The sequence below is a fragment of the Bacillus mycoides genome (genome assembly GCF_018742245.1).
Taxonomy (GTDB): domain Bacteria; phylum Bacillota; class Bacilli; order Bacillales; family Bacillaceae_G; genus Bacillus_A; species Bacillus_A cereus_U.
In genome coordinates, this window is the sequence record NZ_CP036132.1 from 4,979,900 (window position 1) to 4,992,413 (window position 12,514).

A 12,514-nucleotide genomic window follows, 5' to 3' on the forward strand; every position below is an offset into this window, starting at 1 on the left:
ATTACTAATTGGTTAGATACTTGGTTAGATGAATTGTTATTTTAGTATTCAGCATAGCTGTAACAATGTTTTTTACAACAATCACACCATTTCCTAGTAACATTCCACCAACTAATAATACATATATGGATTTTTTGATAATCTTACCCCCAACAGTCTATTATTCTAGAATCGTTCCTAAAAATCAATAGTTAATTGGTATTTTACTATTTTCACTTCATCACCATAACATATATTTGTCACATGTATTTATATTAGAAAACTGAAAATAAAAAAAGAGACAGCTCTGCCATCTCTTTTTTTATTTCAGTTTCCCCTCATCAAGACGTACGTGAGGTTCTCCCCCATACGTCTTTTCGTTGGTCTTGTTTTTTGACATCTAATCAGTTTATAGACTGATCAGATGTCTTTATATCAACTTGTTATCACTTCTAAACAAAAATAAGTATCTTTTCTTTATTACATTTTTTCTGGTGCAGATACTCCTACGATTGCTAATGCATTTTGAAGTGTAGTGCGTACTGCTTTCATTAATTCGTAACGAGCTTTACTTAATTCTAAGTTATCTTGGTTTAATACTTTTTCTGCATTGTAGAAGCTGTGTAATGCTGCTGCTAATTCAAATGCATAGCTTGTAATGCGGTGTGGCAGACGTTTTTGCGCTGCATCCGCAACTACAGCTGGGAATTCACCAAGTTTTTTCAGTAACTCTACTTCTTTCTCAGAAGTAACAAGTTTGTAATTCACGTCTCCGCCTGTAGCTAATCCTAACTCTTCACCTTGACGAAGGATACTGCATACACGAGCATGAGCATATTGTGCATAGTATACTGGGTTTTCATTAGATTTTGATACAGCTAAGTCCATATCGAAGTCTAAATGAGAATCACCGCTACGCATTGCGAAGAAGTAACGCATTGCGTCCACGCCTACTTCTTCCATAAGCTCACGAAGTGTAACTGCTTTACCTGTACGCTTACTCATTTTCATTTTTTCACCATTTTGGTACAGTTGTACCATTTGGATGATTTCTACTTCAAGTGTTCCTTTATCGTAACCTAGCGCTTGAATAGCAGCTTTCATACGAGGAATGTAACCGTGGTGGTCAGCACCCCAAATGTTGATTAGCTTATCGAAACCACGCTCTAATTTATCACTGTGGTAAGCGATATCTGGCGTTAAGTATGTGTAAGAACCGTCATTTTTAATTAATACACGGTTTTTGTCGTCACCGTAAGTCATTGAACGGAACCAAGTTGCTCCGCCTTCTTCAAAGATTTCGTCACGCTCTTTTAATACAGCAAGAGCTTGATCAATTTTTCCGTTTTTGTATAATGATGTTTCTGAGAACCACACATCGAAGTTAACACGGAAGCTTGCTAAGTCTTTTTGAAGTTTTGCTAACTCATATTTTAAACCGTATGAACGATAGAATTCATAGCTTTCCTCTGCATCAGCTTTTGCATAACGATCACCAAATTCTTCTGCTAAACGTTTACCGATTCCAATGATGTCCGCACCATGGTAACCGTCTTCTGGCATTTCTTTCTCTAATCCTAAAGCTTGCATGTAACGAGCTTCAACAGAAAGAGCTAAGTTATGAATTTGGTTACCAGCATCATTAATGTAGTACTCACGAGATACATCGTATCCTGCTTTTGCTAATACGTTACATAAAGTGTCCCCTACTGCCGCACCACGTGCATGTCCTAAGTGAAGATCGCCTGTTGGATTCGCAGATACGAACTCAATTTGTACTTTTTCACCTTTACCAGTATTCGTTTCACCGTATGCTTCACCAGCGTTAACGATTGTTGGGATTAAGTCTGTTAAGTAGCTATTATCCATGTAGAAGTTAATAAAACCAGGACCAGCGATTTCAATCTTTTCAATAGAAGCTTTTGCTTTATCGAAGTTTGCAACTAATTCTTCTGCAATCATACGAGGTGCTTTTTTCGCAACGCGTGCAAGTTGCATTGCCATATTTGTAGAGAAGTCACCATTTGTTTTATCTTTTGGCGATTCTAATACAACGTTTGGAATTTGTTCTTCTGTCGCTAATTCTGCCTTTAATACAGCAGCTTGGATTTCTTCTTTAATCAATCCTTTTACTTGTTCTAAAGAATTCATTATTTTGCCTCCTTCAAATTAATTGTAATTGTATATCTGCCAGCTTCTTGTTCACTTAGAAGCAATGCGTACGTTAAGAAGAGTTGTCCTTTTTTCTTTTCATCCGACCATTTAAAAAGAACGTTATCAGTTTTCGTTTGCAATGCAAACGTACCAAGTTCACTCGTATACGTACCAGTTGTCCATTCACCTTTCACATGCGTCTGACGCATAGAAATAGCACCTGAACGCATAATGAGAACTTGTTCATCTTGAATTTTAATAATTGTTTTCACTTCGCCTTGTTCGTTCGGCTCTTGGAATGTTATATATGTACCTTGACCTTTTACATAGTATTGACCATTTGCTTCAAAAGCAACGGCTTCCTTTCTCGCCCCTTCACGGATTTCTGTTACGAAATGAACGTGTACCGGCAAGCCTGCAAGTTGTTTCTTCACGTCTTGCACACCCTTCAAATGTTATAGATATTAAATACTACTTATAATAAATCACTTTTCCTATCATATCAAAAAAAGACTCTGTCTGTCTGCTGAAAAATCAGGAAAACTCCTTTTCAAAAAATAATTCACCTTCACTTTATTTCATATGTTAAAATATTTTTTAAATCTAAATATTCTTTCATTTAAAGGGGTGAATTTGGTGCTACTAACAAAATTAAAAAAAGGTGATGAAATAAGGGTTATTTCACCATCTTGTAGTTTAAGTATTGTCTCAAATACGAACCGAGAGCTTGCCACAAAAAGATTAACCGATATGGGCTTTCACGTTACATTCTCAAAAAATGCTGAAGAAATAGATCGCTTTTCTTCATCCTCTATTGCTTCACGAGTTCAAGATCTTCATGAAGCATTTAGAGACCCTAATGTAAAAGCAATTTTGACGACACTTGGCGGATACAACTCTAACGGTTTATTGAAACATCTCGATTATGATTTAATTCGAGAAAATCCGAAGTTTTTCTGCGGTTATTCTGATATTACCGCTTTAACTAACGCGATTTATGCTAAAACAGGCTTAGTTACATATTCAGGTCCTCACTTCTCTTCATTTGGAATGGAGAAAGGCCTCGATTATACGACCGATTACTTTTTAAAATGCTTAACTTCTAATGGGCCTATTGAAATGTTGCCGGCTGAAACATGGAGCGATGATTCTTGGTATATTGATCAGGAAAATCGAGAATTTATTAAAAATGAAGGATATGTTTCAATTCAAGAAGGAGAAACTACAGGAGATATTGTTGGTGGTAATATGAGCACATTTAATTTACTACAAGGTACGCCATATATGCCTAACTTACAGGACAAAATTTTATTTCTTGAAGAGGATAGTTTAACAGAAAAAGCTACTCTTAAAACTTTTGATCGATATTTACATTCTCTTATGCAGCAACCTGACTTTGAACATGTAAAAGGCATTGTTATAGGAAGAATGCAAAAAGGAGCAGAATGTGCGATAGCAGACATTCAAGAAATGATTGCTTCAAAGGTAGAACTTAAACATATACCTATCATTGCAAATGCTAGTTTTGGGCATACAACTCCTATTTTCACTTTTCCCATTGGCGGAAGAGCAACAATCACTTCTAATACAAAGAGCACATCTATTACAATTTTAACGAATTAAAAAAGGAGCGATTTGTTCGCTCCTTTTAAACTTTTTCTATTTTTTGTAATGCCTTTTGCGGGATTGATTCTTTCGGGATTTCAGCCCATCCTTTTCCTTGCATACCCTTTGCATAAATTTTTATAAAATCACCTGTATGCAATTCACGGTTCACTATTCTTTTAATAATTTGTAGCTTTCCGTCTTCCGTATACCCTTTAAATGTATACAAATATTCATCGTCTTTTTTCTCACCTTTATCTATAACTGCATAATAATCTTGTATTTCTTTATTTGAAAAGAAGTTGTCTACAAAAGCATGTACCCCTTCTGTTTTTGTGTTTAAATAATATGCTGTTCCCCCTAAAATAATGGCGAACACAGCTAAAACTTTAATGACCAATTTCATAAATGCGCCTCCTGTTTGCACTTCTTTCTCACTAACCGTATGTCTATACCTGTATTATACGAAAAAAAGCATACTATACTCCATCGAAATGTCTTACACTTCCCTTACATTATTGTAAGGATTTTTCACCTCACAGCAATTTCCGGGCAAAAAGTTTTTCCGTTTAACAAACTTTTATATTATTATTGAATGATACGAATTTTTATTACAAAAATCAAAGGAGACAGTTTTCAAATGGCTATCTTGCAAGGTTTAGCACTATTACTTGTTGTACTCTGTCTATTTACACTTTTTAGTTACCGTGCTCCTTACGGAATGAAAGCAATGGGTGCTTTAGCTAATGCAGCAATCGCGAGTTTTCTTATTGAGGCATTTCACCGTTATATCGGTGGAGAAATGTTTCATAATGACTTTTTACAATCAGTAGGAGAAGCTTCTGGTAGTATGAGCGGTGTCGCAGCGGCGATTTTAGTAGCATTAGCAATCGGTGTTTCACCCGTATACGCTGTTTTAATCGGTATAGCTACTAGTGGGTTCGGTATTTTACCAGGATTTTTCGCTGGATACGTTTGTGCTTTCGTCGTGAAATTTCTCGAAAAGAAATTACCAGCTGGTGTAGAATTTTTAGCAATTCTATTTATTGCCGCACCAATTTCACGTGGAATGGCCATGCTTATGGATCCACTCGTTAACGCAACACTCGGTAAAATCGGTTCTATGATTTCAGTTGCAACTACAGAAAGTCCTATCATTATGGGTATTATGCTTGGTGGATTAATAACAGTTATTTCTACATCTCCATTAAGTTCTATGGCACTAACTGCAATGCTTGGATTAACTGGTTTACCAATGGCAATTGGTAGTCTTGCCGTAGCAGCTTCTGCCCCAATGAACTTCATTTTCTTTAAACGACTAAAAATCTGTTCAAAGAAAGATACAATCGCTGTGGCAATCGAGCCGTTAACACAAGCCGATGTTGTCTCAGCAAACCCAATTCCTATCTATATGACAAACTTTGTTGGCGGTGCGCTTGCCGGTATTATTACGTCGCTATTCCAGCTCGTTAATAATGCACCAGGGACAGCATCACCAATTCCAGGACTTCTCGTATTGTTCGGATTTAATGATGTAATAAAAGTAACGATTGCTGCCGTATTATGTGGAATCGTTACCACAATTGTTGGATACTTCGGTTCCATTGTGTTCCGCAAATATCCAATCCGTTCTGCTGATGAAATTCGCGGAATTGCTTCGGAAGAGAAAATCGCATAAGAAAAAGAGCTATTCTCACCGTTTGAGAATAGCTCTTTTTTGATGCCGCGTGAAGGTAAGTGAAACTATATCGGCGATTCGACAAAGAATATCGACTTACCGACACATAACGACAAAAGGTAAAAAGAACCTTAGTCACCGGGTCTAAACAGTCGGCTTCACTTTTACTTTATCCAGCTACAGCAACTAGAATAATCGGTGGCTTCGCTTCTTCCTTCGAGGCAAAAAGCGCCTCTACGTCTGAAGCTCCATCCCCCTCACATTCTGAGCGAGCTGCCTCCGCTTTTATTTCACCCAACCGAGCAGCATTTCCCGCACGAATTTGCTTGCTGCGATTGGTGTTTGATCACTATGATCGTAGACTGGAGCTACTTCTACTAAGTCTGCTCCGACTACTTTTATATTTGAATTTGCAATTGCTACGATGGACTCTAATAGTTCTTTAGATGTGATACCTCCAGCTTCTAATGTTCCTGTTCCAGGAGCGTGAGCTGGGTCTAATACGTCGATGTCAATTGTGACATAGACTGGGCGTCCTGCAAGTTTCGGTAATACTTCTTTTAACGGTTCTAATACGTCAAATTTATATAAGTTCATACCTACTTCTTTTGCCCATTCGAATTCTTCCTTCATTCCAGAACGAATACCGAAAGAATATACGTTTTCCGGACCAATTAAATCGCACACTTTACGAATTGGTGTAGAGTGGGATAAAGGCTCTCCCTCATATGACTCACGTAAGTCAGTATGAGCATCCATATGGATGATTGCTAAATCCGGATATTTTTTTGCCATTGCCTTAAAAATTGGCCAAGACACTAAGTGCTCTCCGCCGAGACCTAGTGGAAACTTACCGGCATCTAATAGTTTTGCTACATATTCTTCAATCATGTCTATGCTGCGCTGTGGGTTCCCAAATGGTAATGGAATATCACCCGCATCAAAGTACTTTACTTCTTCTAGTTCACGATCTAGATATGGACTGTATTCCTCTAGTCCAATCGATACTTCACGAATACGTGCAGGGCCAAAACGAGAACCTGGACGGTAGCTTACTGTCCAATCCATTGGCATCCCGTAAATAACTGCCTCTGACTCTTCAAAACTTGGATGACTTTTAATAAATACTTTACCTGAATAAGCTTCATCAAAACGCATATTCTTTTCCTCCTTATGTGGAACTTAAGGTATCCCAACCTTTCACTATTTCTCAAATTTGGAGCGTACTGCTCCTCTTTCTCGATTTACCGGGGTCTTCTTTTTTAACGATAAGAAGACGATTTTCTTTACAGGAGTGCAAGTAGCTAGCATGTTCAAGTCTTCTGGACAAACACCTTAAATGAACTACTTGCACCTTATTTGTTCGAACTCGATTTTCTTACTTAATTAAATCGCCAACAAATTTCGGTAGTGCGAATGCTGCATTGTGTAATTCTTTTGTGTAATATTTCGTTTCGATTTCATGGAAACGTTCTTCACTTACTTCTAATGGATCATGTTTTTTAGATCCGATTGTGAACGTCCAAAGTCCACTTGGATACGTCGGAATGTTTGCTGTGTATAGACGAGTAATTGGGAAAATCTCTTTTACGTCTTTAAATACAGTTGTAATTAGTTCTGGTGTAAACCAAGGATTGTCCGTTTGAGCAACGAAAATACCATCTTCTTTTAACGCTTTCGAAATTCCAGCGTAGAAGCCTTTTGTAAATAGGTTTACTGCTGGGCCTACTGGCTCAGTAGAATCTACCATAATTACGTCATATTCGTTTTCGCTTTCTGCGATGTGTAGGAAACCGTCTCCTACTTTTACTTCTACACGCTCATTATCTAATGCACCTGCAATTGATGGTAAGTACTGCTTAGAGTACTCAATTACTTTTCCATCGATTTCAACAAGAGTTGCTTTCTTCACGCTTGGGTGTTTTAAAACTTCACGAATAACACCACCATCGCCTCCGCCAACAACTAATACATTCTCAGGGTTTGGATGTGTAAATAAAGGTACGTGCGCTACCATTTCATGATAAACGAACTCGTCCTTTTCTGTTGTCATAACCATGCCATCTAAAATAAGCATGTTTCCAAACTCTTCCGTTTCAACCATATCAAGTTTTTGGAATTCTGTTTGCTCCGTATGTAATGTGCGGTTAATACGCGCCGTAATTCCAAAATGCTTTGTTTGTTTTTCAGTGAACCATAGTTCCATCGTACAATCACGCCTTTCGCTGCAAATTTATAATAGGGACATCATTAATGTCCCCTAACAAAAATAAAACAAAACATCCAAAAAGTATAGTTAAAAGTACAAAAATACCGAAAATATATTTTAGTCAGAGGGTTCTAACATATATGCGAAAAGGGTTTGCTCTGTAATAGGAAAGAAAACCCTTTCTTAAGAAAGGGCTTTTGTCTCTATTTCTACCGGTTTACGAATCGGAATTAAGATCATAACGCAACCAACTAACACAACAATTCCACCGACTAAAAACGGGCTTTGCGGCGAAACTGTATGACCGATAACTCCTGATAAAATTGGAGCAATCGCGCCTCCTAACCAACGAACGAAGTTATAAACACCTGATGTAATAGATCTTTCATAAGGTGAAATATCCATTACATAACTTGTAAATAACGCATTATTTAATCCTGATGCTAATCCAGATAGAACGATTAACACGATTTGTAACCACATAATTTTTACGAAGAATAGTGCAATTAATAACATCGCAAATACGAGTAAACTACCCTTTAACACTGTTTTCGGTTCATATTTACCTTCTAGCTTATGTGCTAAAATTGCTGATCCGTAAGCTAGCGCTAATCCCCATCCACAAAATACAAATCCTAATTGAATAGCAGATAAATGCATAATAAGTGGTGAATATGCTAAAACGACGAAAAATCCGTAGTAATATAACATCCCTGAAATGGCACCTTGCATAAACGGTTTATACTTCACCAAGTTAAGTAATTCCCCCATGCCCGCTGCTTTACGCTTCACTTTTCGCTCCGGTTCTTTTACAAAAAAGAAAACTAAAATAAATGCTAAGAAAATTAAAATACTCGTCGCGAAAAATGGGTAACGCCAAGAATGTCCACCTAATATCCCGCCTAATAACGGTCCACCTGCCATCCCTAAACCGATAGCTGCTTCATATAATCCTACTGCTTCATGAACTTCTTTACTTAATGCAATTAATAATGTCATCGCCGTTGCGAAGAACATCGCATTTCCTAATCCCCATCCTGCGCGGAAAATAGATAATTGAGCAATCGTTTGCGATATACCGCATATAAAAGCAAATACAGTTACAATCGCAAGACCAATTGTCATCATTCGTTTATCACCAAATCTTGATGCAAATATTCCAGCTGGTAACATCATAATTGCCATCGTTAAAATATATGCTGTAAATAACATCTCGACTTGCCAATGTGTTGCACCAATTTGCTCAGCAATACTTGGTAAAATCGGGTCGACTACCCCTATACCTGAAAAGGCAAGGAAGGTAGCGATCACTGTAATCAATTTCCCTAATTTTTGTTTGCTCTCCATTTTGATTACTCTCCTTTTGTACTCTCTAAAAATGTCACTGCACGATGTAAACTGTCCTCGAGCTCCGCCTTCACGCGCTGCATTTGCTCCATTTTCTCGTCTAACGTTTGCACTTGGTTTTCAAGCATCTCTTTAATCTCTTGAATCACTTCGCGGTCACGAGGGTTCTCACTATTTCTTCTTTGCTCCATTCTTTCTTTTAATGATAAGAAATGTTGCATTTCTTGAAGCGTAATTCCTAGTACTTCTTTTGCTTCCACAATCCTTTTGATTTTTGCAATGTCCTCGTCTGTATACAGGCGAATATTCCCTTCACTGCGTTCTGGGGGATGAATTAAACCAATTTCCTCATAATAACGAAGTGTACGCTTTGTTAAACCAACTTGCTTTGTTACTTCATCAATTTTATACATGTGTATTCCTCCCTTCACCGGATTATTACATTTTACGTTAACGTTAACTTTTGTGCAACTATTATACTTTTGTAAATGTTTTCATATGAATTGTATTTTTCTCAAAGCAGTTTCATAATGAAAGAAAAGAGATGATAAGGAGATTTCCAAATGAATAAACCACTTATTTTCGCTCATCGCGGGGTAAAAGGAACACACCCAGAAAATACGATGATTGCCTTCCAAGAGGCTGAACGCATTGGTGCTCACGGAATTGAACTTGATGTTCATCTATCAAAAGATGGTGAACTAGTTGTTATTCATGATGAAACAGTGGACCGTACAACAAATGGCGTGGGACTTGTTTCTGAGAAAACTGTAGAAGAATTACAAGTTTTAGATGCTGGTAGCCATAAAGACCCTTCTTTCCATGAGGCAAAAATCCCAACGTTACGAGAAGTATTTATTTGGCTCTCTACAACAAATTTACAACTTAACATTGAATTAAAAACAGATGTTATTCACTATCCAATTATTGAAGAAAAGGTCGTCGCTCTCGTTCGTGAATATCATCTATCCAATCAAATTGCATTTTCATCATTTAACCACGATTCCGTTTCATTATTAGCAGAAATTGCTCCAGAAATTCCAAGAGCGATTTTGTACGATACACCACTTGCAGATCCTATTGCTGAAGCAAAAAAACGTGGGGCAACTGGATTACATCCAAACTTTCAATTATTAACGAAAGAGTTTGTCCAATTAGCACAGGGGCAAGGATACGTTTTTCGTCCTTACACCATTAATGAATATAAAGATTTACAAACTATGATTGATTATGGCGTAGATGTTATTATTACCGATTGGCCAGCGCGTGCTTTTGAGCTCCTTTCTTAAATGAAGGGGCTCTTTTTTTTTTGGAAATTTCATTGTTTAAAATAAACGAAAACCCTCAATACTAATACAATAATGCTTGTATTAATGAGGGGCTGAAAAAGATGGATCAAACTATGAATCCAAAACTTAAAAAATATAAACGTCTTTTCTTCACCGTAATGTTTTCTTGTGTTCTTTTTTTCGTTTTTTCCTTTTTTATTATCATTGTAGCTGCAAAAATTATGGGACCTCCCCCTGTTGCGGTTCCGCAAACGAGTGTCTTTTACGCTAATGATGACACTGTTATAGGACAAAGTAATGAAATGCAAAAACGCTATAATGTATCTCTCGATGAAATTTCTCCTTATGTAAAAGGGGCGACACTATCTATTGAAGATCAACGATTCTACAAACATCATGGCTTTGATATGAAGCGCATTGCTGGTGCCATTGTTGCCGATTTAAAAGCAATGGCAAAAGTACAAGGTGCTAGTACTATCACACAACAGTATGCTCGTAACCTATACTTAGATCATGATAAAACGTGGAAGCGTAAACTATTAGAAGCAATGTATACCGTTCGTCTTGAAGTGAACTATAATAAAAATCATATTTTAGAAGGGTATTTAAATACAATTTATTACGGGCATGGTGCTTACGGAATTGAAGCTGCTTCCCGCCTGTATTTCGATAAAACTGCAAAAGAATTAACATTAGCAGAAGCTAGTATGCTCGCAGGCATTCCGAAAGGACCTAGTTTCTACTCTCCCTTTTTAAAAGAAGAGCGTGCTAAAGGGCGTCAATCTCTCATACTAAATGAAATGGTAGAACAAGGGTATATTACAAAACAGCAAGCTGCCTCAGCAAAAAAAGAGACACTTACTTTTGCCTCATTGGATACGAAAAAAGTTGCAGAAATTGCACCTTATTTCCAAGATGCTGTACAAGCTTCCCTTCTTCGTGATATCGGATTAGATGAGCAAGCCTTACAGCGAGGTGGTTTACGTATTTATACAACGCTAGACCCTAAATTACAATCTGTAGCAGAGCAAGCTGTAAAAAATCATATACCTGAAACAACAAACATCCAAACTGCCCTCGTCTCTATGAATCCAAAAACGGGTGAAGTGGCTGCCCTTGTTGGTGGAACTGATTATAATACGAGTCAATTTAACAGGGCTACACAAGCCGCTCGTCAGCCCGGGTCTACATTCAAGCCGTTCCTATATTATGCAGCCTTAGAACGAGGATTCACCCCTGCCACACGCTTAAAAAGCGAATACACGGTATTCACTTTAGGTGACGGTGTTTCAAAGTATAAACCAAAAAACTATAAAAACTATTATGCAGACGATTTTGTGACAATGGCACAAGCACTCGCTGTTTCTGATAACGTATATGCTGTGAAGACGAATTTATTTTTAGGCGAAGACATTCTTACAAAAACAGCGAAGCAATTCGGCATCACTAGCGCATTAAAAGATGTTCCGTCTCTCGCCCTCGGCACATCTCCTGTAAAACCAATTGAAATGGTCAATGCTTATAGCATGTTTGCAAACGGCGGGAAAGAAGTAAAACCAATCTTTATAAGGCGCATCGTTGATCATGAAGGAAATATGCTATACGATGCTCATTTAGAAAGTAAACAAGTTCTAGATAAAAGCAAAGCCTTTGTGATGGAAGAAATGATGACAGGTATGTTTAATAAAAAACTAAGCAGTTATGCCGCTGTGACCGGTCAATCGATGTTATCAAAACTATCAAGAACATATGCCGGGAAATCTGGCTCTACAGAAACTGATAGTTGGATGATTGGATTTACCCCGCAACTTGTAACAGGGGTTTGGATTGGATACGATCAACCTAAATCCATTTCAAATGTAGCAGAACAAGGATACGCGAAAAAAATATGGACCGATACAATGGAAAAAGGATTAGATGGACAGCCTAAAAAAGAGTTCAAACAACCAACAGATGTTGTTGCTGTCGACGTTAACCCTGAAAACGGTAAGATTGCGACAAAAAATTGTCCCATTTCTGTGAAGATGTATTTCGCAAAAGGTACAGAGCCAACAGAGTACTGTATGGATCACGTTGATGGTAAGGAAGAGTTCGAAAAGGTTAGTGAAGAAAAGAAAAAGACGGGTTGGTGGAAAAAATATCTCCCGTGGTAAGAAAGAAGGCTATTGATATTCCTTGTCGAATCGCTGATATATTTTCATATCCCATAGTCCTATTCACAAAATAAAAAGGATGCCTCACTAGTCAAAAATC

12 protein-coding genes are annotated in these 12,514 nt (G+C 37.6%); 4 read left to right on the top strand and 8 right to left on the bottom strand.

What is annotated here, in order from left to right:
- Nucleotides 1-459: 459 nt before the first annotated feature.
- Nucleotides 460-2,130 carry an arginine--tRNA ligase gene (gene argS / locus EXW56_RS25605; RefSeq protein WP_002113097.1) on the bottom strand — a complete coding sequence of 557 codons (1,671 nt, stop codon included), beginning with the start codon at nt 2,128-2,130 and terminating at the stop codon, nt 460-462.
- Nucleotides 2,130-2,567, bottom strand: a complete 438-nt coding sequence (locus tag EXW56_RS25610) for a YwiB family protein (RefSeq protein WP_002113098.1) — start codon at nt 2,565-2,567, stop codon at nt 2,130-2,132. The genes argS and EXW56_RS25610 overlap by 1 nt, the downstream gene beginning before the upstream one ends.
- Before the next feature lie 148 nt (nt 2,568-2,715).
- On the opposite strand from EXW56_RS25610, the gene EXW56_RS25615 reads away from it, so the two are divergent.
- Complete coding sequence (locus EXW56_RS25615) at nt 2,716-3,756, top strand: S66 family peptidase (protein WP_215597099.1); 1,041 nt, start codon at nt 2,716-2,718, stop codon at nt 3,754-3,756.
- Between the two features lie 25 nt (nt 3,757-3,781).
- Here the strand turns inward: EXW56_RS25615 and EXW56_RS25620 are convergent, their stop codons facing one another.
- Nucleotides 3,782-4,144: a YxeA family protein gene (locus EXW56_RS25620; RefSeq protein WP_002113100.1), complete on the bottom strand. Its 363-nt coding sequence runs from the start codon at nt 4,142-4,144 to the stop codon at nt 3,782-3,784.
- Nucleotides 4,145-4,378: 234 nt separating this feature from the next.
- Here EXW56_RS25620 and EXW56_RS25625 point away from each other — a divergent pair, with 234 nt between their 5' ends.
- The gene (locus tag EXW56_RS25625) at nt 4,379-5,416 is read left to right on the top strand and encodes a PTS sugar transporter subunit IIC (protein ID WP_215597100.1); all 1,038 of its coding nucleotides are present in this window, start codon (nt 4,379-4,381) and stop codon (nt 5,414-5,416) included.
- 169 nt (nt 5,417-5,585) lie between these two features.
- Here the strand turns inward: EXW56_RS25625 and EXW56_RS27885 are convergent, their stop codons facing one another.
- From EXW56_RS27885 to EXW56_RS25645, 5 genes are all read right to left on the bottom strand, one after another.
- Nucleotides 5,586-5,714 carry a hypothetical protein gene (locus EXW56_RS27885; protein ID WP_286675573.1) on the bottom strand — a complete coding sequence of 43 codons (129 nt, stop codon included), beginning with the start codon at nt 5,712-5,714 and terminating at the stop codon, nt 5,586-5,588.
- On the bottom strand, nt 5,702-6,574 hold the full coding sequence (gene speB, locus EXW56_RS25630; protein WP_025147017.1) for an agmatinase: 873 nt from the start codon (nt 6,572-6,574) through the stop codon (nt 5,702-5,704). Before speB ends, EXW56_RS27885 begins: the two co-directional genes overlap by 13 nt.
- Before the next feature lie 220 nt (nt 6,575-6,794).
- Entirely contained in the window at nt 6,795-7,622 is an 828-nt protein-coding gene (gene speE, locus EXW56_RS25635) for a polyamine aminopropyltransferase (RefSeq protein WP_000424696.1), read from the bottom strand.
- A gap of 186 nt (nt 7,623-7,808) precedes the next feature.
- Nucleotides 7,809-8,972 (bottom strand): MFS transporter, encoded by a 1,164-nt coding sequence (locus tag EXW56_RS25640; RefSeq protein ID WP_002198745.1) that lies wholly within the window; start codon nt 8,970-8,972, stop codon nt 7,809-7,811.
- A 5-nt stretch (nt 8,973-8,977) separates the two neighbouring features.
- Nucleotides 8,978-9,385: a MerR family transcriptional regulator gene (locus tag EXW56_RS25645; RefSeq protein WP_098988815.1), complete on the bottom strand. Its 408-nt coding sequence runs from the start codon at nt 9,383-9,385 to the stop codon at nt 8,978-8,980.
- 150 nt (nt 9,386-9,535) lie between these two features.
- Here EXW56_RS25645 and EXW56_RS25650 point away from each other — a divergent pair, with 150 nt between their 5' ends.
- Nucleotides 9,536-10,261, top strand: a complete 726-nt coding sequence (locus EXW56_RS25650; protein ID WP_215597101.1) for a glycerophosphodiester phosphodiesterase — start codon at nt 9,536-9,538, stop codon at nt 10,259-10,261.
- Nucleotides 10,262-10,362: 101 nt separating this feature from the next.
- Nucleotides 10,363-12,414, top strand: a complete 2,052-nt coding sequence (locus EXW56_RS25655) for a transglycosylase domain-containing protein (protein WP_070129243.1) — start codon at nt 10,363-10,365, stop codon at nt 12,412-12,414.
- The last annotated feature ends 100 nt before the right edge of the window (nt 12,415-12,514 follow it).

Excerpts from the sequence above, each read along its gene's own strand:
- EXW56_RS25655 (WP_070129243.1), top strand. The coding sequence starts at position 10,363 with ATGGATCAAACTATGAATCCAAAACTTAAAAAATATAAACGTCTTTTC.
- EXW56_RS25650 (WP_215597101.1), top strand. The coding sequence starts at position 9,536 with ATGAATAAACCACTTATTTTCGCTCATCGCGGGGTAAAAGGAACACAC.
- argS (WP_002113097.1), bottom strand. The coding sequence starts at position 2,130 with ATGAATTCTTTAGAACAAGTAAAAGGATTGATTAAAGAAGAAATCCAA.
- EXW56_RS25625 (WP_215597100.1), top strand. The coding sequence starts at position 4,379 with ATGGCTATCTTGCAAGGTTTAGCACTATTACTTGTTGTACTCTGTCTA.
- speE (WP_000424696.1), bottom strand. The coding sequence starts at position 7,622 with ATGGAACTATGGTTCACTGAAAAACAAACAAAGCATTTTGGAATTACG.
- EXW56_RS25645 (WP_098988815.1), bottom strand. The coding sequence starts at position 9,385 with ATGTATAAAATTGATGAAGTAACAAAGCAAGTTGGTTTAACAAAGCGT.
- EXW56_RS25620 (WP_002113100.1), bottom strand. The coding sequence starts at position 4,144 with ATGAAATTGGTCATTAAAGTTTTAGCTGTGTTCGCCATTATTTTAGGG.
- EXW56_RS25615 (WP_215597099.1), top strand. The coding sequence starts at position 2,716 with ATGTTAAAATATTTTTTAAATCTAAATATTCTTTCATTTAAAGGGGTG.
- speB (WP_025147017.1), bottom strand. The coding sequence starts at position 6,574 with ATGCGTTTTGATGAAGCTTATTCAGGTAAAGTATTTATTAAAAGTCAT.
- EXW56_RS25640 (WP_002198745.1), bottom strand. The coding sequence starts at position 8,972 with ATGGAGAGCAAACAAAAATTAGGGAAATTGATTACAGTGATCGCTACC.